Genomic DNA, 24,361 nt, shown 5'->3' with positions numbered 1-24,361 from the left:
TTGCAGGGTTCATGCCGGGATAGGCGCGGGCCCTGCGCAGGGCGATGACCTGCACGGGCTTCGGTTTTTCCTAAGCACTACCCCGCACAAATGCTGGTTTCGTCCGGCGACCGGCGATGTGAAGCTGATTGCATCCCGCTGCCGACGAGTCGCTCGCCATGCCCACCCATACCCGTATCCGCATGTTCAATACCAAACAGACCTATCCCAACCAGGCGCTGGACAACGACCTGTGCCAGGCCGTGCGCGCCGGCAACACCATCTATGTGCGCGGCCAGATCGGCACCGATTTCGACGGCAACCTGGTCGGCCTCGGCGACCCGCGTGCCCAGGCCGAACAGGCCATGAAAAACGTCAAGCAACTGCTTGAGGAGGCGGGTTCCGACCTGTCCCATATCGTCAAGACCACCACCTATCTGATCGACCCGCGCTACCGCGAGCCGGTGTACCAGGAGGTCGGCAAATGGCTCAAGGGCGTGTTCCCGATTTCCACCGGGCTGGTGATTTCCGGCCTCGGTCAACCGGAGTGGTTGATGGAGATCGATGTGATCGCCGTGGTGCCGGACGACTGGAGCGTATGAAGGCGGCCGACGCCCACCTCGTGCTGCACCTCGCCGAATAAGCCGGAGAACCTCATGCCCCACACCGTGTACTTCCTCAATGGCCCCAACGCCAACCTCTATGGGCTGGGCAAGGACGGCATCTACGGCAGTGCCAGCTTCGCCAGCATCGAAGCGCGTTGCCAGGGCCACGCCGCGGAGTTGGGCCTGACCCTGGACTTTCGCCAGAGCAACCATGAAGGCGTGCTGGTGGACTGGATTCAAGAGGCCCGCCTGAACGCCGACGCCATCGTGATCAACGCCGCCGGGCTGAGCTACAGCTCGGTGCCGATCCTCGATGCGCTGCTGGCGTTCGACGGCCCGATCATCGAAGCGCACATGAGCAATATCTGGAAGCGCGAAAGCTTCCGGCATCACTCCTACGTGTCCAAAGCCGCCACCGGCGTGGTCGCCGGGTTGGGCGCGCTGGGTTACCAACTGGCACTCACGGCGGTGGCCGAACTGCTCGCAGAGCCGCCGCAGTGAACGGAATCACCCACGCGTCCACATTGGCGGTCCACCGCGACCGCGCCCGTTCTTTTCAGACAGACTTCTTACTATTCAGGCCCTTCCTATGTCAGTAGAAACCATCAACACCCTGGTAGTCGGCGCTGGCCAGGCCGGCGTCGCCATGAGCGAACACCTGTCCCTGATGGGCGTGCCGCATATCGTGCTGGAGCGCAGCCGCATCGCCGAGCGCTGGCGTTCGGAGCGCTGGGACTCGCTGGTCGCCAACGGCCCGGCCTGGCACGACCGCTTCCCCGGCCTGAAATTCGAGGGCATCTCCCCCGAAGCCTTCCCGCCCAAGGAGCGCATGGCCGACTACTTCCAAGCCTATGTCGAAATGCTCAACGCCCCGGTGCGTACCGGCGTCGAAGTACAGCAAGTGGAGCGCCATGTCGGGCGCCCCGGCTTCAAGGTGACCACCTCGGCGGGCGTGATCGAGGCCGCTAACGTGGTGGCCGCCACCGGCCCGTTCCAACGCCCCTCGATCCCGGACATCGTCCCCGCCACCGCGCCGCTGCATCAGTTGCATTCCTGCGCCTACAAGAACCCCGGCCAACTGCCCGAAGGCGCAGTGCTGGTGGTCGGCGCCGGGGCCTCCGGCGCGCAAATCGCCGAAGAACTGCAAAAGGCCGGCAAAACCGTGTACCTCTCGGTCGGCGAACACTACCGCCCTCCCCGCGCCTATCGCGGCCGCGACTACTGCTGGTGGCTCGGCGCCCTGGGCCTGTGGGACGAAGTCAAAATCCAGCCGAAGAAAAAACACGTGGCCTTTGCCGTCAGCGGCTACGAAGGCGGCAAGACCGTCGACTTCCGCCGCCTCGCGCATCAAGGGATCAACCTGGTGGGCGTCACCGAACAGTGGAACGCAGGCGTCATGACCTTCGCCCCAGGCCTGGCCGCCAACGTGGCGCAGGGCGATCGGGCGTACTTCGACGTACTGCGCGACGCCGATGCGTACATCGAGGCAAACGGCTTGCCGTTCCCCGAAGAACCGCAAGCCTGGGAACTGCTGCCCGACCCGCAATGCCTGCTGAACCCGACTCTCAGCCTGGACCTGGCCGAAGCCGGCGTGACCACGATTCTATGGGCCACCGGCTTCAAGTTCGACTTCAGCTGGTTGAAGGTGGATGCGTTCGACGAGAACGGCGAACCGTTCCACAAACGCGGGATTTCGGCACAGAGCGGGATCTACTTCCTGGGCCTGCCAAACCTGGTAAACCGGGCGTCGTCGTTTATCTATGGGGTTTGGCATGATGCGAAGTACGTGGCGGATCACATCGTGTTGCAGAACGAGTACATGGCGTATGGCAAGGCTTAGCGCCTTGTTCCCAGCGACATTTCAACGCTCGAACCGTTACAATCGCCGCTTTGGACATTCGCCAAGGAGGCAACCATGAGCGTTCGTGGTCAAGATCGACAGATCGACAATATTGAATTCAATGTCAGCGACATTGCCCGCAGCAAAGCCTTCTACGGCAACGCCTTCGGCTGGACGTTCGTCGACTACGGTCCGACCTATACCGAATTCAGCGATGGCCGGCTGACCGGTGGTTTCACCACCGGGGAGCCGGTTCGACCGGGCGGCCCTTTAATCATCTTGTATTCGGACAATCTGGCAGACGCGCAACAGCGGCTCAAGGCTCTGGGCGCGGTGATCTCCCGCGAAACCTTTGCGTTCCCCGGTGGAAGCAGGTTCCACTTCATTGATCCCGACGGCTATGAACTGGCCGTGTGGACCGCGCAACCGTAGATCCAGTTGGAATACCAGCGGCTTCGACACTTTATGTCTGCCGACCTTGAGTTCAATGGCGCCCGCGACCAAAAGACAATTGCGCGCGCTAAGTATATTGGCCTCAATCAATGGGAAATCTGGCTGGAAGATGTCAAGACCGGTGAAGTTATCAGTCAACGCCTACACTGATCCGCGATAAAGGGGGCACACTTATTCGCCAGTTAAATGGCGGCAATAAATTGTCCTGTTCACTTTGTCGCACCCCCTCTGTTACTGCTCCAGCCCCCGCTATATCGGCCGATAACTTGATTAACCGCAAGCCCAACGCATGCGCCCCTGACTGGATCGAGCCCGCCGCCATGAACCCACTCAACCTTCTAAAAAAAGCCCGGGCCGATCGACAAGGCACCGCCACCCTCACCTGCACCGCCAATGAACTGGAGTCCTCATTGGCCAACCTGCGCATCGCGCCCGTGCTGATCACCGGTTTCATCTCTCCGCACCTGGACATCGACCAGATTGCCGCCAAGCTCAAGCGTCGCTTTCCCCACACCAGCATCAGCCTGTGTACCACCGCTGGCGAGTTGTGCAACGCGGCGAATTCGCTGTATTGCACCACCGGCGAGCGCTGGGACCGGATTGTCCTGCAGTTGTTCGACGACAGCCTGATCGCTTCGGCCGAGGTGGTGATGGTGCCGCTGGAGTGTGAGGACATCCGCAGCGGCGGCAAGCGCATGGGGATGAAGGAGCGGATTGCCAAGCTGACGAGCAATATCAAGCGGGTACAGGCACACACGCCGATCGACCATCGCGACACGCTGGCCTATGTGGTGTTCGATGGGCTGTCCGCGTCGGAGTCGTTTTTCATGGAGGCGCTGTATGAGTCGGGGCGCTTCCCCTGCCTGTTTGTCGGCGGTTCGGCCGGGGGAAAGTTGGATTTCCAGAAAACCCTGATCCATGACGGCCAGCGCAGTTATCAGAACCACGCACAGATCGTGTTCCTGAAAACCGCCGCGAATGTGCGTTTTGGCGTATTTAAAAGCCAGAATTTCAAACCGGCTGACTTGACCTTCAGCGTGCTGACCGCCTCCGAAGAGGACCGCACGATTGACCAGGTGATCGACAGCGCGGGCAATATCAAGAGCATGGTGCAAGCGCTGTGTGACGCATTCAGTTGCACGCCCCAGGCGCTGGAATCGAAGTTGGCGGATTTCTCGTTCGCCATCCGCGTGGGCAATGAATTGTTCGTGCGCTCCATCGCACGGATCGACTATGAACAGCAGATCGTCCAACTGTATTGCGACGTGGCCCCCGGCGAGGAGCTGGTGATGGTGCGGCGCACGCCGTTGCGTGAAGCCACCCGCACGGACTACGCGCAGTTCCTGCGCGGCAAGGGCGGCCAGCCGGTGGCGGGCATTCTCAATGACTGCATTTTGCGCAGGCTGAACAACCCCAGCGAATTGGGCGGCATGGCCGGGACGTTTGGCGATGTGCCGCTGGCGGGGCTGTCGACCTTCGGTGAAATCCTTGGCCTGAACCTGAACCAGACCCTGACCGCGATTTTCTTCTTTCGAGTGGCCAAGGGCGCCAGCTACAGCGACGAATACCTGGACAACTTCATTGCGCACTACGGCGAGTTCAAAGCCTTCTTCCTACGCCGCCAGGTAAATAAGCTGGCCGGATTAAACCATGTGGTGGTCAAGCAGATTGCCGCGTTCAAAAACAATGACTTCAGCGGCGCCCTGAATACCCGCGGGCTGGACAGCAATATCCTGCCGGTGTTCGAGGGCCTGGCAGACCTCGGCCAAGTGCTGGCCCAGGCCGAACGTCAACAGGCGGAAATCGCCTCGCAGATCAAGCATTACTCCGGCGAATTGCACGCCTCGATGGACGAACTGGTGGGCACCATCGACCAGCAGAACAGTGTGTCTGCAAAGGCCGGGGCGACGGTCGAGGGCTTGTCCAGCCAGGCGGATGATGCCGTGGTCGGCGCGCGGACCCTGGCCGGTTCGAGTTTGCGTATCCAGTCGATTGTGCAGGTGATTCAGCAAATCGCCGGCCAGACCAACCTGCTGGCGCTCAACGCCGCCATCGAAGCCGCGCGCGCAGGCGACCTGGGCCGCGGTTTTGCGGTGGTGGCGGATGAAGTGCGCAAGCTGGCGGAAATCACCCGCAAGAATGCGGCGGAAATCGGTGTGGATATCGACCTGCTGTCCGGCGAAATCCAGCGTGTTGCCCAGCAGATTGAAGACCAGTCCAGCGGCGTCGGCGCCTTGCGCGAAATGCTCGATGCACTGGAGGCGTCAAGCCGCGCCACCGAGGGGACCGCGCAACGGACCAAGACGATTGCGGATACGCTGACAGGGCTTACGCACGCGTAGGCCCCCACGGGGTCGATGTCGGATGTTCGAGTAGCGGGAACAGCGTGTTCAGCCAGAGGTCGCGCGTGTTGGGCTGCTCGCGAGTATCTGGCTGGGCCGCCTTTCAGGCTATGATGCGGCGCTCACATCAAGGACGATAGAAACCGTGAAAACCGCCCTCACCGCTCTGCTCCTGATCTGCCTGACCACGCCCGCGCTCGCGGTCGACAACGCCATCGGCTTCCAAACCGCTACGCTGGCCGATGCTCACCATGAGCGTCCGCTGGAGATGGTCGTCTGGTACCCCGCCACCGCCACCGCAACCGCCGAACCGATCGCCGACAGCGTGGCTTTTATCGGCGCCCTCGCGGTGCCCAACGCACCGCCGGCGAGCGGCGAGCATCCGCTGGTTGTGCTCTCCCACGGTTACGGCGGTAATTGGGGCAATCAGGCGTGGCTGGCCAGTGCATTGGCGCACCGGGGTTACATCGTCGCAGCGGTCAATCACCCGGGCACCACCACCAGGAATCGCAGCCCGCAAGCCGCCGCGCAGTTATGGCAACGGCCCAAAGACGTGAGCCGGGCCATCGATGCGGTGCTGGCGCAGCCGAAGCAATTTGGCGCGATCGCCAAAAACCGCATCGCTGCGGCAGGCCATTCCCTCGGTGGCTGGACCGTGATGGAACTCGCCGGGGCACGGTTCGACCCCGACCTTTTCGCCCAGGACTGCGACGCACACCCGAAGTTGGGCGGTTGCATCGTCTACCACCAGATCAACCCCGCCAACACGCCAGCCGCAAAGGCCCAACTGGCCGCGGACCTGCGCGACAAGCGCGTCAGCGCCGTGGTGTCATTGGACCTGGGCCTGTCACGCGGCATGACCGACGCCAGTCTGGCCGCACTGCCGGTGCCGACGCTGGTGATCGCGGGAGCGGTGCCCTCGGAGGATATGCCCGTCGAGTTGGAGTCCGCCGACTTGGCCAGGCGCCTGCCAACAGCCTCGACGCGCTACGTAGCGATCAGCGACGCCACCCACTTCAGCTTTATGTCGATCTGCAAGCCCGGCGCGGTGGCGTTGATTGAGGAAGATTCGCCAGGCGATGGCGTGATCTGCCGGGACGGCGACGGCGCGCGGCCACGGCAGGTGATCCAGCAGCAGGTCGTTGCGCTGATCACACAGTTTCTGCAGCCGACACCGCACAATTAAAACAAAGGGCGGCTCAAGGGGGCAGCACGTGTGCGAGCATTCTCAGCACCCGCTCAACGCCACCTGCGGCCGCTCGCCGGCAAAGAAGAACGGGCGCAACCGCACGCCGACGCTGTTGCCGATGAACGCCGCCACCAGCCACACCCAGCCATGCAGGCTGCCGGAGGCGATGCCGCTGAAGTACGCGCCGATGTTGCAACCGTAGGCCAGGCGCGAGCCGTAACCGAGCAGCAGGCCACCGATCACCGCCGCCATCAGCGAGCGCGCAGGAATGTTCAGGTTGGGGGCGAAACGCCCGGCCAGGCCGGCGGCCAGGAGCGCACCGAGGACGATGCCGATGTCCATCACGCTGGTGATGTCTTCCCACACCGGCGCGGCCAGGGCCTTGGCGTTGCCCGGCATTTGCCAGAACGCCCAACTGCCCACCTCCACACCCAGGCCACTCGCCACCTTGGCGCCCCACAGCGCGAACGCCGAGGTGATGCCCCAAGGCCGTCCGGCCAGGGCCAGGGTTGCGTAATTGAGCAGGGCCAGGCCAATCGCGCCCCACACCAAGGGCCAGGGGCCACGCAGGAAACGGCGCAAGCCTTGATGTTCGCTGGTCACGCCGGCTTCCAGTTGACCATGACGGGCCTTTTCCAGGCGCACGCTGACGGCTGCGATAAGGCCGAACACCGCCAGGTTCAGAAGCAGCGCCGGCATGACGCCGACACTTTTGACGATCGACGTCGCCGGGAACGCCGGCAGTGCAAACCACCAGCCCACATGGTGCGTGGCGATCAACGAACCACAGATAAAGAAGAACAGCGTCACCAACATGCGCGCATTACCGCCGCCCACGGTGAACAGGGTGCCCGACGCACAGCCGCCGCCCAGCTGCATGCCGATGCCGAAAATAAACGCACCGAACACCACCGATACCCCGGCCGGCGCTACCAGCCCGACCACCGGCTGGCCGAACAACGTGCCCGCCCCCAGCGCCGGGAAGAACAGCAATACCGCTATCGCCAGCATCACCATTTGCGCACGCAAACCGGCGCCGCGCCGGTCATTGATAAACACGCGCCAGGCCGAGGTGAAACCGAAGGCGGCGTGGTACAGGGTCAAGCCCAGCGCGGCGCCGACGACCAGCAACAGCACCTGGCGCATGCCGACAAGGTTGTGCAGGAATACGGCGCCCAGCACCAGGAGCGCAAAGGCCACCAGGGGCGCGACAGGCTTGCGCGCAGAGGTTGTGGAAAGAGAGGTGCTCATGAGGTATCTCAATTCATTTGAAGGGGGTTGATGACCAGACCGTCGAGTATAAACCGAGAGGGCCTGTCTCTCGGCGGGAGATTGCATAGGGGGGTGGGGTATGCCATGCTCCGCACCTCATAGGTAGGGGGGGTATATTTTGAGCCATATAGCGGCCAATAAAGACAGTCTGATCAAGCGCGTCAAGCGCATTGCCGGTCAGATTCAAGCGGTGGAAAGAGCGTTGGAATCGGACAGCGATTGCGCCAAGACCCTGCACCTGGTCGCCGCCACACGCGGCGCCATCAACGGCTTGATGGAAGAAATCATCGAAGAACATGCCCGGGCGCATGTGGCGGACCCATCCCTCAGCGAGGAAGAACGCAACCAGGGCGTCGAAGAGTTGCTTGAAGCCATTCGGCGGTACTCCAAATGAGCCTTGATCATACCCACGAGCATGTCTTCCTCGGCTCGGCCCACGAAGAAAACGCCAAGCGCACCTTATGGGTGGTGATGTTGACGGTGGTGATGATGGTCGCGGAAATCGCCGCCGGCGCCCTCACCGGTTCGATGGCCCTGCTGGCCGACGGTTTTCATATGGCCACCCACGCGGGTGCGTTGGGCATCGCCGCCGCGGCCTACGCCTATGCCCGACGCCATGCGTCGAGCCCGCGTTTCAGCTTCGGCACCGGCAAGGTCGGCGATCTGGGCGGCTTTGCCTCGGCGCTGATCCTGGCGCTGGTGTCCCTGGGCATTGGCATCGAGTCGGTCATGCGCCTGTTGCAACCGACCGACGTGCAGTTCGGCACCGCGACGCTGATTGCCGTGGTTGGGCTGGTGGTCAATATCGTCAGTGCGCTGTTGCTCGGCCACGGTCATAGCCACGGGCATGACCACGAACACGAACATGCCCACGGCCACCATGGCCACGATAACAACCTGAGATCCGCCTATGTGCATGTGCTCGCCGATGCACTGACCTCGGTGCTGGCAATCGCTGCACTGCTGGCGGGGCGGTACCTGGGTTGGGTCTGGCTGGACCCGTTGATGGGTATCGTCGGCGCCATCGTGATCGCACGCTGGGCCTGGAGCTTGATGGGCGTGACTGCCGGCGTACTACTCGATCAGACCCATGAGCATGTTGCTGCGGAGATCCGAGAGCTGGTGGAACAACCGGGCGACGCGACGATTACCGACTTGCACGTCTGGCAGGTAGGGCCCGGTGTGCATGCGGCAATCGTGAGCGTTGTCGGCCGCTCCACAGCGGATGCCGACAGCATTCGCGAGCGCCTCAAACCGGTGCATGAAGTGAGTCACCTCACCGTCGAGTTTCGCACGCTCGATGTGGCGTAGCGCGACGCTGGGTGACTCCCCCTCTTACGTGCGCCCTACTGACCCGGAGACCGGAAGATTACCGAGCAACTTCAGCCCGGTACTCTTCACGAACGCGTCATAGTCCATTGGCCGCTGGATGCGCGTCTGCGCGTTGGGCAGCACGTAAGCCCAGGCGCGTTTCGACGAAGCGTCGTACACCAGCTTGAACAGGCGCGTCGGCACCCAGACCTGGTTGTCGCCGATGGTGCCGTAGCCGGGGTCAAACAACGGGCCGGTGAACACAAACACATCACCGCCAGCGCGCTTGGCGAACTTGCGCACATCCGCCTCGACCTTGCTCCAGATCTTACGGTTGTTGGTAGGGTCTTGCGGCACCATGTTCGACAGTGCAAACGACTGCGCCATGGCATGGGCGTTCGGTGCGTCGGCGGCCGGCGACTGGTGGCCACGGTCGAAGGCCGGATGCTGGCTGTGGTAGTCACTCAACTCTGCACGGCCATCCTTGGGGATGCGCGGGTCGGGGTAGAACAGGTTGGTGCGCTCCTCGCCCTTGGCATCCTGCAATTGCTCGGCGTTCAGGCGCTCGACCACCACCAGCGGCGTCTTGCTGGTCTGCGAATAGAGCACCGCAAAATTGTCCGAACACAGGGCCAGGGGCCGCATGCTGGCGGGCACGGTGGCAGTGTTGATGGGTTTGGCGGCGGGGAAAAGATCGGCACAGCCATCAAAGGAGGCACGTTGTTCGGTGGCCGTGTAGAGGTCAGGCAGACTGCGGGCATGGGCCGCGGTCGAGAGTAAAACAAGGGCCGACAGCCCGACTGCAATGTTGCGTAGGTACATGTTCTAGATCTTTTGGCTGAGGATAAACCGACAACCATCAACGATGGTGCGGGGGCTGTTGACCGTGAAAAACCAGGTTAGTGCCGCAGGGCCGCGCCTGCTCTAGCCCCGGCATTACAGCAGAAAATTCCCACACCCCGCAGCGCTACGTCCGACCTCCGGGTTTGGTCAGTTGTAGGTCATGGTAAACGTCGCGGTGCTGTTGGCCTGGCCGGCGGTAACGTTGGCATCGGTCTGGTAGTAACGTGCCACCAACGGGATTGCGTAGGGGCCGTCGCTGACCGTAGTGCCCGCGGCAATCGGCGTTCTAAGCGTGACGGGGGCATTGTTGTAGTAGAGCCTTACGCCAACCCCGGTTGCGGCGGTAGGAGACGCATTCAGTGCCAGCACCCCAGCAATCCCGGAGCTGTGGGCGTTGCCATCCAGGGCAACTTTGACCCGTGTATTGGCATCGCAATCGAGCGGGATGGAAAAGTTGATTTCATCTCCCGCGCTTCCCGGGCCGGTGAACTGGCTTCGCGGCACATTGCCCATGGGCACAGGGATGGACGTATTGGAGACCGAACAAGCGACGGGAATGATGGTATTGCTGCCGGACAGGCTGGCGTAAGCCGCATAAAAATAATTAACGATACTGCCTGAGGCGAGTCTTCCATTCGTCAGAACACCGGCCCCAACTGCCCCCGAAGTGGTTTTTACCAACTGCACGGTAATTCCGGGTTCAGGCAGCGCAACAGTGCTGGGCCCGTTAAAGTTGACATCGTAAGGCATAGCGCCGCCGAAGAATAATACACGAATCCCCACACCCGCTATATTGGTGTTGTATACGTTATTCCCATATGCACTGATGACTCTGAACTGTTCCATTGCAAAGCGATGCACATAATTCACACTGCAGCCGTAAAAATACCGGCCACCATTGTAGGCGCCGGTATTGGCGGTTGCCAAAACCGTGCCGATGGGAGTATCACGCTGGACAATCAACGTTCCAAAATTTACCGTTCGCGTCAACGCCGACGACACGCCATTGTAAAAACGGCACGATGCCAATGCGTTATTCGATAACACCGTTAAAACCCATGCCGCACTGCCAAAACAGAACAACCTAATCAGCGTCCGTTGTACACCCAGCATAAAAAGCCCTCGATTAATTGCATGACACCGATAACGTCCTGATGATTGAAAAAGGCTGCGACCCTTCAATGGATATCGGTAAAACAAAAGCTGCCGTGCATTGTTGGTCCGCTTGCTCGCCCCACTGAACCTTCACTTCACCCTGTTCCGGCATGCCGCTTAGATAAACCTCCCCTTCCAGGCCGACAATGCCGCTGCTGGCAAACGTCGTCGACTCTTGCACCAGCGTTGCGCTGGCGCCGAACGTGACGGGTTTTCCCTGATAAGTGAGGGCCATCAGTACCCGGCTGCCGACGCGGGTCTGGAAATCTGCGAGTACCAAGGCGCCACGGGTCGGGATGACCGATTGGGTATTGGCCTCGATGTCGATGTCATCGGCCAGTGTTTCGGTGCTCAACGCAATGCGGTTGCGACGATAGGTGCTGACATGAGGAACCAGCGCATAACCGCGCCAATCGGTATTGACCCCGGTGTTGTTTTGCACTTTGACCCCGGCAGCGCCAGGCGCGCGCACCAGCGCCATGGTTTCGCCCTGGGGTTGGGAGAAAGTAATGCCGAACGGGTGCGCAACGACGCCACCCTGTGCGCCATAGTTGAGTTGTCGGGAGTGTCGCTCGTAGTTGTAACCGAGCTTGGTTTCCGCGTAAGCGCCTTTATACGTCGCGTGAGCATTGCCGCTGTTGCCTTGCCCTGGGCTGGCATAACCCTGGCTGACGCTGTAGATCAGATTATCGTCCGGCAGCGTCGCGCCACTGAGCCCCAGTTCGTGGGCGGTCTTTCCCTGTGCATCGGTATTCAGGTTGTAATTCACCCAGCTATTACGCAGAGCACTCCCCAACGGCAACTGGATATTGAATGCCAGTTGCTGGTCATTGCGCTTGCGCCCGTTATACGCGGGGGTCTGCGTGTAGGCATAACTCAAACCGTAGGTCACGCCGCCCCGGCTCAGGTTATAACCGGCACTCAGGCTCCGTTCGTAACCGGTTTGTCGCCAGAAGTCCTGCTGATAACCATTGATATAAAAGTTGCCGTATTCGCCCAGGGACTGGTTGATATTGAGTTGCGCACGGCTGCGCCGGTTATACAGGCGTCGCCAGTCATTGAAGTTGCCGGGGTCGATCTCATTGGCTTCCTGGAAATCGTAATAACCGCTGGTGGAATAACGGTAACCGGCCAGGGTGAACGTGGTGTTGGTGGCCGCGATATCCTTCGCATATTGAAAGCGCACCGACTGGCCATCGTGCCGGGAACCCTGGCGCAACTCGGTGCGGGCCTGGCTCACATCCATGGAAAGCGAGCCCCATTCGCCAAACCCGTGGCCAACACCCAAGGACGTCGCCGAATACTTCGCCGAGGCAAGGACACCCGCGTACACGGTGGTGTCACCGGGCAACCCGTAAATCAGCGTACCCTGGGCAAATGCGGGGGTGCTGCTCTTGCTCGCCGTCGAACGGTATTCGCCCGCGACCAGCGAATACTTGAAGCGCCCTTCCCGGACCATCACCGGCACCGCCGAAAAAGGCTGAATCGAGCTGCGCACGCTGCCATCAGCCTCGGTGATGGTGACTTCCATATCGCCGCTGGAAGACGTGGGGTACAAATCCGTGATTTCGAATGCGCCGGCGGGCACATAAGTCTGATAGATGATGTAGCCGTTCTGGCGCACCGTCACCTGGGCGTTGCTGCGGGCGATACCTCTCACCACCGGAGCGAACCCACGCAGGCTGTCGGGGTACATGTTGTCGTCCGAGGCCAATTGAATGCCCTGATACTGCACGCTGTTGAACAACTCCCCCGGCGTGAAGCTGTCCCCCACGACCAACTGGCTCTTCAACGAATGCACATCACGCTGAAGGTACGTATTGAGGCTGGCCCATTGGGCTCGGCTGTCACCTTGGGTGTAAGTCGAGTAGTTACGTAGCCGCCAGGCGCCCAGGTTCAACCCGCTGCGCAGGTTCAGGTAGTAATTGTCATCGCTGCCGGAACGCCCTTCGCGCCGAGTATTCGCGCCGCTGAAACTGTAATTGAGCAGCGCGGCCGGCAGGCCTTGGTCCCACTGTTCAGGATCAATCTGCCCGCGTGCTTCACGGGTGAGCGCCGCTTGGGGAATGCTGATGTCCAGACGGCGCTGATGAAAGTTGAACACGCTGCCCGCATCTGGAATGTATGCCTGCAGGTTGCTGATGGGGGTTTCCTGGGGCAGTTCGCGCAACGCAGGAAACGCCTGCAACTTGACGCCCATCTCCTGTAATTGTCGTGGGGTAAGTTCAGGTTGCAACAGACCGTCCAGCGCAACGAAGTTAATATCGCGACTGGCTATTCGTCGGTCGTTCAAGTAGAGGTCCACTGAATAACTTCCAGGCAACTGCCCGCCCTGATTGGAGAATGCATCGAGGTCGACCCACGTTTGTTCTGCATTGTCGATCTCCAAGGCACTGGCATTAAAATACTCACGCGCCAGCGCATTGGACGAACACAGCGTAATGCCTATCATGCATTTGAGTGCATGCGCGGCCAGCACCTTTAGTTTCAGGCGTAGCATTCCATTATTTATAGCGTTCATATAAGAAGCCCCGCAATCCGGGCAACACAGTGCCCGCCACCCCAACACCAAAGAGCGGTTGATCCAACGCATTAACGAAACAGGTAGCCGTTAAAACTAACAGCCCTTATGAATTAGAGTGGCGCACTGGCCTGCGGCGTAATACCGCCATAATCATTGATGGCTTGCCAACTGACGGCTCCACTTGCACCTTCCGGCATCGACCAGGCCAATGTACTTTTGGGAGCAACCATACCGGCATCGTTAATAACCTGGTCACCCACGCTCACGCGAAAAAAAGACACGTGATACGCCGTAGGGTTGTTGACCTGCAACGCTTTACCTACCCGCGTAAAGACCAGTGCCTTATAAGCATTCAGCGACTCTCCTGGCATTCCCGGCGGGCGATAGAAGAGTTTTATCCGACTCTTCACAGAAATCAGCAGTTGGTTTTCTTCGGTTTTTTCCGAGGCGGGAATCGACTTGATATTCACCCAGAACACCGACTCTCTGTCCTGCGGAAAATCCCCTCCGGTGCGAATGATGCGCAGCACATTCTCCTGCTCGGCATCCAGCCGAAACAGCGGCGGCGTCATGATAAACGGCGCCTTGCCAGGTGCAGTCTGCGCCCCGTCATCGACCCATGACTGAATCAGATACGGCTTGGTCTTCTCGGTGTTTTTCACCGAAATCGAGGCTTCTTTCCTTGAGCCGTCGTACACCACCCGCGTGCCCCCCACCACCACACCCGCAATAGCCGTATGCACCGTACCGACCAGCAGGCCGGCGGTTAACATGTATTTCAGCCACCCCATCGACGTATCTCCTACCGACGCTTTGCTCAAGCCTGCACGTGAGCAAACCCACTTGTTGAGAAGGCCGAGCAGCGTGCCCGGCCTGTCTTAGTGATCAGTTATAAATAACTGTGAAATCACTGACGGCGTTGCCGGAACCGGCCACCACTGGAGCGGTTGCCACATATTTGGCGAAGAAGTTGAAGGTGGTGTCGGCTACCGGAGAAAGAGGCTTGCTGACGGACGGGGAGCCCACGGGAATCAACGTAGCGGCATCCCCCTCATACACACCGATCGCCACACCCTCGGCGGTTCCAGCCCCACTCGTCAGGGCAATCAAACTGCTGTTATTCCCGTCGGTCGGGCCATCAAACTTTACGACCGCGCTGGTGGCCGTGGCCGGGCAGTTAGTCAGGACGATATCGAACCGGGTCGGGGCTGCGGTATCGCCGACATTGGCCAATGCCGTTGAACTGACCGTCCCCATTGTCACCGTCTGATTGGCAGTACCGGGTGTAACAGTACACGCGGCATCGGTGATCGTACCGGTGAAGTTAATAGTGCCGTCCGCCGCATGGCTGAGCGCCGAAAATGCAGAGCACGCCAACAATGTGCATACGATTAATTTTTTATTCACACGACTATTCCTTATCACGTCAAGTTATGCAGGCATTCAACTAACTACTGGGGAGCAAGTCTCAATGCCAACCTTTTTCTAGAGCAAACAGCTCCACAGGCGGATGACTGTCAGCCAGCTCGTCTTTGCTTTTCAGATTTGCCCTCTTGTTGTGAGAGAGCGGCGTCGATGATCAAGGCTTTTTAAAGAAATACCTACGTCGAAAAATCGGCGTGTGCTGTGGGGCTTTTCTCTGTTTTCCAATTATTTGAATTGCAGCACGCTCGACGATGTGATCCGCATGGCAAAAACCAGCCAAACAGGCTGTTCACTTGGGTTATGGATTACCGCCCTCTTCCGACAGAACACTCCTCTATCAGGACGGTAAAAATTACCGTTTGATTGATATGACCCCATTGGCGATTCTGAACATCGGTCTAAACTGCAAAACCCAGTCATGCTCCGCAAGGGAGTCAGCGTGCCATGCAGCCCACCCTCAAATTGCTCGATCAACCCACCCGATATATGTTCTTCACCGGCAAGGGCGGTGTCGGCAAAACGTCGGTCTCAACCGCGGTATCACTCGCCCTGGCCGAGGCCGGCAAGAAGGTACTGCTGGTCAGCACGGACGCCGCCTCGAACCTTGACGAGATGCTCGGCGTCGAGCTGAGCAATCAGCCTGTCGCGGTGCCGCACGTGCCTGGAATGTTCGTGCTCAATATCGACCCAGGGACCGCAGCAATTGACTATCGGGCCCGGGTGATCGAGCAAATGGGCGACCAGGCCCGCGATGAAGACATCGCCTTGGTGCGTGAGCAACTCTCCGGGGCATGCACGACCGAAATCGCAACCTTCGACGAGTTCTCCCACCTGCTGTCGCAGGGCAGCGCGGCGTATGACCACATCGTGTTCGATACCGCGCCCACGGGGCACACGCTCAGATTGTTGAGCCTGCCAAAAGCGTGGAGCGGCTTTCTAAAAGGCAACGATCGTGGCGCATCATGCCTGGGGCCGCATTCGGGCTTGAAAATGCAGGAGCAGTTGTTCAATCAGGCATTGGTGGCGCTCAATGATCCAGCCCTGACCACCGTTGTTCTGGTGACGCGCCCTGATAAAGGCGCCCTCAGCGAGGCTGCACGCTCCAGCGACGAACTCCGTGAACTGGGCTTGAACCACCAGCGCCTGGTGGTCAATGCTGTATTTAAACGCAGCGACTTAAATGACCCGATCGCCGCCGCGATCGAAGCTATGGGCCAGCAAGCGCTCGACGAGATGCCCGCGTCACTGCGTCAGCTTTCAGCCGACTACATCCCACTCAAGGCCGTGGATTCGGTTGGCTTGCCCGCGCTTCGCGCACTGCTGACACCCGAGCTTGCTGTCCCAGCCAGCATTGCAAACCCAGTACCGTCGCGCCTGGAATATCACGCACTCGCGGAATTGATCGCCGAGTTAGCCCACGACCAGCGCGGCCTGATCATGGTCATGGGCAAAGGCGGTGTGGGCAAAACCACCATTGCCGCCGCCATCGCCCTGGGACTGGTACAGCATGGCAAGTCCGTACACCTGAGTACGACAGATCCTGCGGCGCATCTGGCGGTAACCCTCAATGCCGACGTGCAGGGACTCAGCGTCGGCCGCATCGACCCTAAGGTCGAGACCCAAAAGTACGTGGACAAGATCGTCGCCTCCCGCGCGCCAAGCCTGACGGAAGACGAAACCGCCTTGCTCATCGAGGATCTGCAATCCCCGTGTACCGAAGAGGTCGCGGTGTTCCACGCATTCTCCCGTGTGGTTGCGCAAGCCAGAAGCGCATTCGTGGTACTCGACACTGCCCCCACAGGTCACTCCCTGCTCCTGATGGACGCCACAGGCGCCTATCACCGCCAGATGGTTCGCGAATTCAAAGGCAAAGCCTCGGACCACATCGTCACGCCGTTGATGCGCCTGCAAGATGCGGACTACACCAAGATCATCCTCGTCACGCTGCCCGAAGCCACCCCGGTGTCGCAGGCGGCAGCGCTGCAGGATGACTTGCGCAGGGCCGACATCGAACCGTTTGCCTGGGTGGTCAATAAGTCGTTGCTGGCCACCGATACGACAGACCCGCTGCTACGAGCGCGCCTGGATAGCGAGCGCAAACAAATGGCGAGAGTGGCCGAAGAAACCAACCATGCTGTCATCGTAGTGCCGTGGACGGCGGAACCGCCGGTTGGCGTCGCCGGGTTGAAGCGCTTGCTGGATTGAAGTGTCGCTCGGCTTGCTCACACCGTGCGCCTGGATGACTGGAACGACACCAGCAAAAAAGCCTGCATGGCTGCAGGCTTTTCTCTATCTGGCACGACCTGGATACGAATAGAAAACCAGCATCTGTGTTCCAATGAAATCAGGCTGATTTACATCTTTACGATGATCCCAATCAAGTTCGTATCCTAGGCGAACCTGGCTGCGGTCAGCCAAGCGTACTGTCGATCAGAGCCGTGACTGCCTGTCAGTCTTCAGACCCTGCTCTCAGCACCGAGACAAAGCGTTCCAATGAAGGATCTTGCTCAGCGTGCCGCTTAATCCGGCCGATGAACATCCACTCATATTCCGCCCAAAAAACCCGAGCAGTCTTGGGGGCTTTGCAGTCGAATACAACTTGATAGATCCCTGTTTCTCGCTGCCGAACGACGACGCATTGCTCAAGGCCAACCAACAGTCGCTGCCCTGGCTCCAGGGGCGGAGCATTCAGCGCAAGGCGTTTCTCAATTGCTGTTTTGCGCATGATGACTGTCGTCCTTAAAATTCAGAAACCTTATGCATTGAATCAAAAGCAAAGCCAGCCGCATGGCGGTGTGCCTTGAACGCCAGGGCATTGGGCGGACCCGCGTGGCTCAGGCGCTTCGACAGCTCTGCACACGACTATCCTCCACTGGATCATATGTGCATAATATTATCATGCAGTGATAATAGAAAGGCAATCGACGTCGCCCTGGCCTCAGGCCCGGACGAGGTCTTTTGATTGATTGCCAGGAGGCAGAGACATGCATGAAAGCAGCACTACGTGAGCGCTTGGAGACCCGTATGAAACGTGAAGACGTAAAAACCAAATACGCTGAAGGCATTCAGTTTGATACCCATTTGATTGCCAACCCGGCCAACACCCAGGAGTGGATCGTCTTCTTTAAAAAGGATGCCGGAAGAAGCTTCTTCCTAGTCAATGACAACGAAGAAATCGAACCTTTTCGGTACCTTGATGATTTGATTCATGAGCTGCGCGAAATCGGTATCAAGGTAGCTGAAATTCATTTCTGAATAGTTTTCCTTGGCACCTCGCGCATCTACAAGTGCGACCGCAGCAAATAATGATGTTGGATTAACGTCTATTAACGCCAACGTTACGGCAACAAAAGACTGCTGGAGGACTCGAGTATCGGAAGGTTTTCCAGCCAGCGGCCCTACGGGCAGGTCCGCGTGGAGCACACGTAGAAAGTCGCCAGCTCACAGTGAGCTGGCGCGCGTTTCCTGACGCTCTACTCAGGCACGCAAGTAGGCCACCAAGGCATCGGCGAAGGACTCAGTGGTACCGGCCCCGCCCATATCGGGTGTCACTTGATCACGGGAGTTTTCCAGAACAACGCGGATAGCAGTACGAATGCGCGTGCCCTTGTCCACCATGCCCAGGTAATCAAGCATGTCTGCGGCGGCCAATAACAATGCACACGGGTTCGCGATGTTCTTGCCGGCGATGTCCGGTGCCGAACCGTGGACCGCTTCGAAGATGGCTGCATCGGCACCGATGTTGGACCCCGGCGCCAAGCCCAACCCACCGACCAGGCCTGCGCACAGGTCTGAAAGGATGTCGCCAAACAGGTTGGTGGTGACGATGACATCGAATTGATGGGGATTCATCACCAACTGCATACAGGCATTGTCGACGATCATCTCGTGGAATTCGATTTCCGGATAATCCTCGGCAACCTCACGCGCCACGTCAAGGAACAGCCCGGAGCACGACTTGATGATGTTGGCCTTGTGTACCGCGGTCACTTTTTTGCGGCCCTTGCTACGAGCCAGCTCGAACGCGTAGCGCACGATGCGTTCGGAGGCTGTGCGTGTTACGCGAATGCTTGCCAGAGCGACTTCGCCGTCTTCCGAAATACTTTGCCCTTCTGGCAGGTACGCCCCTTCGGTATTTTCACGCACCGTGATGATATCGATACCTTCGAAGCGCGAACGAGTGCCGGGGAAACTGATCGCCGGTCGGACGTTGGCGTAGAGATCGAAGTGGCGGCGAAGGTGGACGTTGATCGAGGAGAAGCCGCGGCCAATCGGCGTGGTCAGAGGGCCTTTGAGTGCGACGCCGTGTTTGGCGATCGTATCGATGGACGCGGGCGGCATCAGTTGCCCATGCTGCTGCAAGGCCTCCAAGCCGGCCTCAACGAAGTCGTACTGAAGATTGCAGTCAAGGGCATCGAGTACGCGTAGCGTCGCTTGCATGATCTCAGGGCCGATGCCGTCACCCTTGATGATTGCGATGGTTTTGCTCATGGTCTCTTCCTTAACAGCGCTGTGTCAGCCTGCTGTATTGATGGGGTCACTGAGACTGGTGTCACGAGTCTGCTGATAGGCATTGACTGTCTGACGGCTTTCACCGCGGCAGAGTGCTATGTTTCATCCTCCGCGCCGTGACCGCGCAGGTCATTGCGGATCAATTGACGAGCGACCTGAACGGGTGTCAGCTCTCGCTATGGATGCGGCGGTTACAGGTGAGCGCCCGGATCAAGCGTGCAGTCATTTGCTCCATCGATGACGCGCATAACATTAACATACAATGCTAATTCCACGTGGTAGAAAGCAGCGTTTTCCGGATGATACCAAGGTCTTAGAACGCCTGTGCGTGACAGGGTGAGATCGCTTTTAGGCAGGCATAAAAGGAAGACGGGTTGTGGCTCGGATCATTCAAGAACGGATGATCTTGCAAATGACAGGCTGTCGATGTTCAGGGGCTGCGGCGGCCGGATGTCCGCCGAGTGCGACAGCTGCCAACCGTGCAAAAGGTCGTGCAACTGCCGCACATCAGCGTGATTGACCTCCGCTTACAGCGGGTAGTGCGCCGGGTAATGCAGCTTCGCAACACCGGTGTCGATAGCGGCCTTGGCCACTGCGCCGGCGATTGCCCCGAGCAGGCGAGCATCGAGCGCTTTGGGGAGAATGTAATCGCGCCCAAACTCAAGCTTGTCGACGTTGAACGCTCGCAGCACTTCCACAGGAGTTGGCTCTTTGGCCAATTGGCGCAGTGCTTCCACTGCCGCAATTTTCATCGCTTCGTTGATCCGGGTTGCCCGAACATCCAGGGTGCCGCGGAAGATGAACGGAAAGCCCAGAACGTTATTGACCTGGTTCGGGTAGTCGGAGCGACCGGTCGCCATGATCAAGTCATCACGCGTGGCCATGGCCAACTCGTAGCTGATTTCAGGATCGGGGTTCGAGCAGGCAAACACGATCGGCTTGGGAGCCATCGCCGCCAGCGCTTCAGCCGGAAGCAGATTGGCGCCAGACAACCCCACGAACACATCGGCACCGTTCATGGCTTCCATCAACGTGCGCGGGCCACCGTCGTTAACGAATTGTGCTTTGTATTGGTTGAGGTCTTTGCGCGCCGAGTGGATGACACCGGTGCGATCGACCATGTACAGATTGCTTTTTTGCGCGCCAAGGCTGAGCAGCAGGCGCATGCACGCCGTGGCTGCGGCACCGGCGCCGAGGCAGACGATTCTCGCGTTCTCCAGCGTTTTGCCCTGAATCTCCAGCGCATTGAGCATGCCGGCCGCGGTGACGATGGCGGTGCCGTGCTGGTCGTCATGGAAGACCGGGATGTTGCACTGTTCGATCAGTGCGTCCTCGATTTCAAAGCACTCAGGGGCTTTGATGTCTTCCAGATTGATCCCACCAAAGGTGTCGGCGATACGCACGACGGTGTCGATAAAAGCCTGGGAACTCTCGGCATTGACTTCGATATCGATCGAGTCGATACCGGCAAAACGCTTGAACAGCAACGCTTTGCCTTCCATGACCGGCTTACTGGCCAAGGGACCCAGATCACCGAGACCCAAAATGGCCGTACCGTTTGTGATCACGGCCACCAGATTGCCTTTTCCGGTAAAGCGATAGACGTTCTCCGGGTCCTTCGCGATTTCGCGAACGGGTTCGGCCACGCCAGGGCTGTACGCCAGTGCGAGTTGGGCAGCGGTATCGGCAGGCTTGGTCAGCGCAATGCCGATTTTTCCTGGGGTCGGGAATTCATGGTAATCCAGTGCAGCCTTCTTGAAGTCGGTAGTCATGCGAGCCCCTAATTAGACGTTGATTACAATATTATGTTAACACTATTATAATACAAGGCAACGAGGTCCTGAGCCACAGACCAGGATCGAGTTGCCGGCTTGAATGCTGTTGACGAAGGGGTTTGTCAGCCAGCAGACCAACGCTATTGGCCCTAAGACTTCAGGGCGGGCCTGTATTTTTTGGCCAATAGAGCCCTCCTATGCTTGAACCCGTTTAGGCCACCTTGCGTGGCCTTTTTTTTGCGCGCTCGAAAGCCCGGCGCGCCATGCACCAAGCACGACACACTAGGACTCGGGGGGTTGCTTATCGCGTCTTGGAGCCGCCCTACGCACTTCGACAATCGCGTAAGTGCCTGAAACGGTTACATACGGGCGTCGACGCGGCTCATGGGGCCGGATCAGCGTTGATCCGTGTCAGGCGATCGCGAAAAAGGATGGGGGGCGTCGATTCTTTCTTTAACAGAACTCAATCTTTACTGACCTGCTCAACCTTTCTGAGGGTGGCTGTCAGAAATGTACTTCGGCAGATTTGATACCCAGCTCGCGAAGCTCATGGATCAGATCATCGAGGCGTCCAAATGACTCCACTTCCTCGTTGTCATTGACCAGAAAATAGCTTCTCCCGGCATCCTTTTTGAAAAGAATGATCCACTCGTGCGTGTTGGCCGGGTTGGCTATCACATGCGTGTCGAAGTGCATGCCTTCCCCGTGTTTGGTTTTGACATCTTCGCGTTTCATGCGCGGTCTCCGAGCATAGGGCTCAGCTCTCTGAGCACTGAATCTAGAGCGTCGCCGGTGTTGTACCGAGGCTAGGCCAATTGCTTTGCTATTATCATAACGTGTGAATAGTATGCACATGCCACCAGAACGAGGCTAGTCATGATTGCGATACGAGAAGCTTGGAAAGCGGGCTTGTTAGGGCGCGAGCATTGGCTTGGAAATATCGTCTCAGGGATCATCGTCGGCGTCGTGGCGCTGCCCTTGGCCATGGCATTTGCGATCGCCTCCGGCGTCAAGCCGGAACAGGGGATCTACACAGCCATTGTGGGTGGTTTGCTGGTTTCGCTGTTCGGCGGAAGCCGGCTGCAGATTGCGGGCCCCACAGGCGCATTCATCGTCATTCTGGCCAGCGTGACAGCCAAGTACGGCGTTGATGGCTTGCAGGTCGCGACAATGATGGCCGGGGCAATTTTATTGCTGCTCGGCATCACCAAACTTGGCGCACTCATCAAGTTCATCCCTGACCCGGTGATTGTGGGATTCACCGCCGGCATCGGGGTGATCATTTGGGTCGGGCAATGGAAAGACTTTCTGGGCTTGCCGAAAATCAGTGGCGAGCACTTCCACCAGCGGCTGTGGCACCTCATCCAGGCATTCCCCAACCTTCATGTACCCACGACACTGTTGGCCCTGCTGAGCCTGGCGCTGGTGATCCTTGCGCCTAAACTGCCGGGTTTAAAGCGTGTTCCCGGCCCGCTGATCGCGATGGTCGTGGTCACGGCATTACATGCCTATTTTCAGTTCGACGGCGTGGCCACGATCGGCAGTGCATTTGGGGGCATTCCTCAAGGCCTTCCCCAAATCGGCCTTCCAGCAATAACGCTGCCCCAGGTCATTGAGTTGATTGGCCCTGCGTTTGCAATCGCGATGCTTGGGGCTATCGAGTCACTATTGTCGGCAATTGTCGCCGACGGGATGGCCGGCACCAAACATGACTCCAATCAGGAGTTGATCGGACAAGGCATTGCCAACCTGGTCACCCCTCTGTTCGGTGGCTTCGCTGCGACAGGGGCGATCGCTCGAACGGCCACCAACATCCGCAATGGCGGCAATAGCCCAATCGCGGGCATTGCCCACTCCCTCACGTTGATTTTGCTGATCTTCTTTCTGGCGCCGCTGGCTTCGGATATCCCGCTTTGCGCATTGGCGGCGATCTTGTTCGTGGTCGCTTACAACATGAGCGAACTGAAGCACTTCAAGCGCATGGTCAAACGCGCGCCCAAAGCCGACGTTGCCATCCTGCTAATCACCTTCGGCCTGACCGTATTCAGTGACCTGACGATCGCCGTGAACATTGGGGTGATTCTTGCCATGCTGCAATTCATGCGTCGCATGGCGTCCTCTGTCGAGGTACAGCTAATGGTCGAAGATGAGCTGGAGGCAGAGTTGCGTACAAATGGACATGCACATCTTCCTCCCGGTGTTTTGGTCTACACCATCGAGGGGCCTCTGTTCTTTGGCGCCGCAGAAACCTTTGAACGTGTTTTGGCGCAAACGCACACCGATCCCAGAACGTTGATTATTCGCCTGAAGCGCGTGCCGTTCATGGACATCACGGGGTTGCAAACGCTGCTCGAAGTCATTGAGCAACTGCACAAGCGCGGCATTGTCGTAAAGCTGTGTGAAGCCAATGAGAAAGTGCTTGGCAAACTCGACCGGGCCGGGATTCTTCAGGTGCTCGGTTCACAGCATTATCATGCGGACTTCAATGGCGCACTGGTCAGCCATGCCCAGATCAACGAGAGTCAGGGCGAGACGTAGGAGGCAGTGAATGACGCGCGATGAGCAGGCACTTGTCGTGCCCGCTCATACAGGGATGAATTACTTGGCATTGGCCGCAATTTTGCTTTTGGTCGCGTAGGACACGCCATGCGTCTCGAGGTAGTCCCGAATCAGCTGACGAACGACCTGAGAAGGTGTCAGGTCCTGAGACGCGCAAAGCTCCTCAAGGGCTTTTTTCTTGACGGGATCAATGAGCACAGTCAGTCGTGCAGTCTTGTTTTCCATGGAATTGCCTGTCGCCTAAATCGATCAATGATAATCAAATTATAATAGCAGGGCATTCATTTGTCACCGCTTAGGTTCGCCGCTGCACTGTTCGATCCGAAAGCCCGAGCACCTTCGAAAACACATGGTGGTCACGTAGCGGGGGCGATTACCAACTCCGACGGAAATCCTTTCTCCATCATCGAATGAAGCTCAAATGCGCTGGTGGTCTTGAGTTTCGTGCCTTCACCAAACAGCAGCGGTAAAGGCCTGGCCGGATCGTATGCTGTTGCTTGTAGGGTTTTGCTCGCCGGAATCATGCCCTCCCCCCTCCGCCATATGGCTAAAAAATATCGCCAACGGCAAAGAAAGC

At 58.8% G+C, this 24,361-nt stretch carries 23 protein-coding genes; 11 read left to right on the top strand and 12 right to left on the bottom strand.

The window, feature by feature from the left end; translation table 11 throughout:
* Window positions 1–158 precede the first annotated feature (158 nt).
* The 6 genes from C5F70_RS03910 to C5F70_RS03885 all read left to right on the top strand — a co-directional run bounded on the left by C5F70_RS03910 (window position 159) and on the right by C5F70_RS03885 (window position 6,405).
* Window positions 159–581 carry a RidA family protein gene (locus tag C5F70_RS03910; protein ID WP_017849372.1) on the top strand — a complete coding sequence of 141 codons (423 nt, stop codon included), beginning with the start codon at window positions 159–161 and terminating at the stop codon, window positions 579–581.
* A gap of 54 nt (window positions 582–635) precedes the next feature.
* Window positions 636–1,085: a type II 3-dehydroquinate dehydratase gene (locus tag C5F70_RS03905; RefSeq protein WP_104902742.1), complete on the top strand. Its 450-nt coding sequence runs from the start codon at window positions 636–638 to the stop codon at window positions 1,083–1,085.
* Between the two features lie 88 nt (window positions 1,086–1,173).
* Window positions 1,174–2,424 carry an NAD(P)/FAD-dependent oxidoreductase gene (locus C5F70_RS03900; RefSeq protein WP_104902741.1) on the top strand — a complete coding sequence of 417 codons (1,251 nt, stop codon included), beginning with the start codon at window positions 1,174–1,176 and terminating at the stop codon, window positions 2,422–2,424.
* Between the two features lie 75 nt (window positions 2,425–2,499).
* Window positions 2,500–2,856 carry a VOC family protein gene (locus C5F70_RS03895; RefSeq protein WP_017849375.1) on the top strand — a complete coding sequence of 119 codons (357 nt, stop codon included), beginning with the start codon at window positions 2,500–2,502 and terminating at the stop codon, window positions 2,854–2,856.
* Between the two features lie 341 nt (window positions 2,857–3,197).
* Window positions 3,198–5,219, top strand: coding sequence for an FIST N-terminal domain-containing protein (locus C5F70_RS03890; RefSeq protein ID WP_104902740.1), 2,022 nt, complete (start codon window positions 3,198–3,200; stop codon window positions 5,217–5,219).
* 145 nt (window positions 5,220–5,364) lie between these two features.
* Window positions 5,365–6,405, top strand: coding sequence for an alpha/beta fold hydrolase (locus tag C5F70_RS03885; RefSeq protein ID WP_104902739.1), 1,041 nt, complete (start codon window positions 5,365–5,367; stop codon window positions 6,403–6,405).
* A 42-nt stretch (window positions 6,406–6,447) separates the two neighbouring features.
* Here the strand turns inward: C5F70_RS03885 and C5F70_RS03880 are convergent, their stop codons facing one another.
* Window positions 6,448–7,659, bottom strand: coding sequence for a YeeE/YedE family protein (locus tag C5F70_RS03880; protein ID WP_017849379.1), 1,212 nt, complete (start codon window positions 7,657–7,659; stop codon window positions 6,448–6,450).
* Window positions 7,660–7,798: 139 nt separating this feature from the next.
* On the opposite strand from C5F70_RS03880, the gene C5F70_RS03875 reads away from it, so the two are divergent.
* Together C5F70_RS03875 and dmeF are read left to right on the top strand one after the other, a co-directional pair.
* On the top strand, window positions 7,799–8,074 hold the full coding sequence (locus tag C5F70_RS03875) for a metal/formaldehyde-sensitive transcriptional repressor (protein WP_017849380.1): 276 nt from the start codon (window positions 7,799–7,801) through the stop codon (window positions 8,072–8,074).
* Window positions 8,071–8,991 (top strand): CDF family Co(II)/Ni(II) efflux transporter DmeF, encoded by a 921-nt coding sequence (dmeF, locus tag C5F70_RS03870; RefSeq protein ID WP_017849381.1) that lies wholly within the window; start codon window positions 8,071–8,073, stop codon window positions 8,989–8,991. Before C5F70_RS03875 ends, dmeF begins: the two co-directional genes overlap by 4 nt.
* Before the next feature lie 24 nt (window positions 8,992–9,015).
* On the opposite strand, the gene C5F70_RS03865 is transcribed toward dmeF, so the two are convergent.
* The 5 genes from C5F70_RS03865 to C5F70_RS03845 form a co-directional block, all read right to left on the bottom strand.
* Window positions 9,016–9,813 carry a DNA/RNA non-specific endonuclease gene (locus tag C5F70_RS03865; protein WP_102618558.1) on the bottom strand — a complete coding sequence of 266 codons (798 nt, stop codon included), beginning with the start codon at window positions 9,811–9,813 and terminating at the stop codon, window positions 9,016–9,018.
* A 168-nt stretch (window positions 9,814–9,981) separates the two neighbouring features.
* Window positions 9,982–10,947: a fimbrial protein gene (locus tag C5F70_RS03860; protein WP_052735766.1), complete on the bottom strand. Its 966-nt coding sequence runs from the start codon at window positions 10,945–10,947 to the stop codon at window positions 9,982–9,984.
* Between the two features lie 13 nt (window positions 10,948–10,960).
* Entirely contained in the window at window positions 10,961–13,510 is a 2,550-nt protein-coding gene (locus tag C5F70_RS03855; protein WP_256588355.1) for a fimbria/pilus outer membrane usher protein, read from the bottom strand.
* Window positions 13,511–13,623: 113 nt separating this feature from the next.
* The gene (locus C5F70_RS03850; RefSeq protein WP_017845896.1) at window positions 13,624–14,304 is read right to left on the bottom strand and encodes a molecular chaperone; all 681 of its coding nucleotides are present in this window, start codon (window positions 14,302–14,304) and stop codon (window positions 13,624–13,626) included.
* Between the two features lie 94 nt (window positions 14,305–14,398).
* A complete protein-coding gene (locus C5F70_RS03845) occupies window positions 14,399–14,920 on the bottom strand; it encodes a fimbrial protein (protein ID WP_017845895.1) in 522 nt (173 codons plus the stop codon).
* Window positions 14,921–15,382: 462 nt separating this feature from the next.
* Between C5F70_RS03845 and arsA the strand changes: the two genes are divergently transcribed.
* Entirely contained in the window at window positions 15,383–17,143 is a 1,761-nt protein-coding gene (arsA, locus tag C5F70_RS03840; protein WP_104902738.1) for an arsenical pump-driving ATPase, read from the top strand.
* 244 nt (window positions 17,144–17,387) lie between these two features.
* Here arsA and C5F70_RS03835 read toward each other — a convergent pair whose 3' ends face one another.
* Entirely contained in the window at window positions 17,388–17,663 is a 276-nt protein-coding gene (locus tag C5F70_RS03835; RefSeq protein WP_017845893.1) for a hypothetical protein, read from the bottom strand.
* Between the two features lie 299 nt (window positions 17,664–17,962).
* Between C5F70_RS03835 and C5F70_RS03830 the strand changes: the two genes are divergently transcribed.
* A complete protein-coding gene (locus tag C5F70_RS03830; protein WP_017845892.1) occupies window positions 17,963–18,193 on the top strand; it encodes a hypothetical protein in 231 nt (76 codons plus the stop codon).
* A gap of 222 nt (window positions 18,194–18,415) precedes the next feature.
* Here the strand turns inward: C5F70_RS03830 and C5F70_RS03825 are convergent, their stop codons facing one another.
* From C5F70_RS03825 to C5F70_RS03815, 3 genes are all read right to left on the bottom strand, one after another.
* Window positions 18,416–19,429, bottom strand: a complete 1,014-nt coding sequence (locus tag C5F70_RS03825; RefSeq protein ID WP_079444408.1) for an isocitrate dehydrogenase — start codon at window positions 19,427–19,429, stop codon at window positions 18,416–18,418.
* Between the two features lie 548 nt (window positions 19,430–19,977).
* Window positions 19,978–21,222, bottom strand: coding sequence for a malic enzyme-like NAD(P)-binding protein (locus tag C5F70_RS03820; protein WP_046382600.1), 1,245 nt, complete (start codon window positions 21,220–21,222; stop codon window positions 19,978–19,980).
* 507 nt (window positions 21,223–21,729) lie between these two features.
* Window positions 21,730–21,960 carry a hypothetical protein gene (locus C5F70_RS03815; protein ID WP_017845889.1) on the bottom strand — a complete coding sequence of 77 codons (231 nt, stop codon included), beginning with the start codon at window positions 21,958–21,960 and terminating at the stop codon, window positions 21,730–21,732.
* Window positions 21,961–22,101: 141 nt separating this feature from the next.
* Here C5F70_RS03815 and C5F70_RS03810 point away from each other — a divergent pair, with 141 nt between their 5' ends.
* Window positions 22,102–23,763 (top strand): SulP family inorganic anion transporter, encoded by a 1,662-nt coding sequence (locus tag C5F70_RS03810; RefSeq protein ID WP_104902737.1) that lies wholly within the window; start codon window positions 22,102–22,104, stop codon window positions 23,761–23,763.
* 60 nt (window positions 23,764–23,823) lie between these two features.
* Here the strand turns inward: C5F70_RS03810 and C5F70_RS03805 are convergent, their stop codons facing one another.
* Both C5F70_RS03805 and C5F70_RS30475 read right to left on the bottom strand, forming a co-directional pair.
* On the bottom strand, window positions 23,824–24,009 hold the full coding sequence (locus C5F70_RS03805; RefSeq protein WP_017845887.1) for a ribbon-helix-helix protein, CopG family: 186 nt from the start codon (window positions 24,007–24,009) through the stop codon (window positions 23,824–23,826).
* A gap of 131 nt (window positions 24,010–24,140) precedes the next feature.
* Window positions 24,141–24,308, bottom strand: coding sequence for a hypothetical protein (locus C5F70_RS30475; RefSeq protein WP_017845886.1), 168 nt, complete (start codon window positions 24,306–24,308; stop codon window positions 24,141–24,143).
* Between the last annotated feature and the right edge of the window lie 53 nt (window positions 24,309–24,361).

Origin of the sequence: Pseudomonas sp. LH1G9 (assembly GCF_002949975.1) — a bacterium.
Classification (GTDB): domain Bacteria; phylum Pseudomonadota; class Gammaproteobacteria; order Pseudomonadales; family Pseudomonadaceae; genus Aquipseudomonas; species Aquipseudomonas veronii.
The sequence above is the reverse complement of the archived record's forward strand: the minus strand, read 5'-3'. Positions and strand labels throughout refer to the sequence as shown.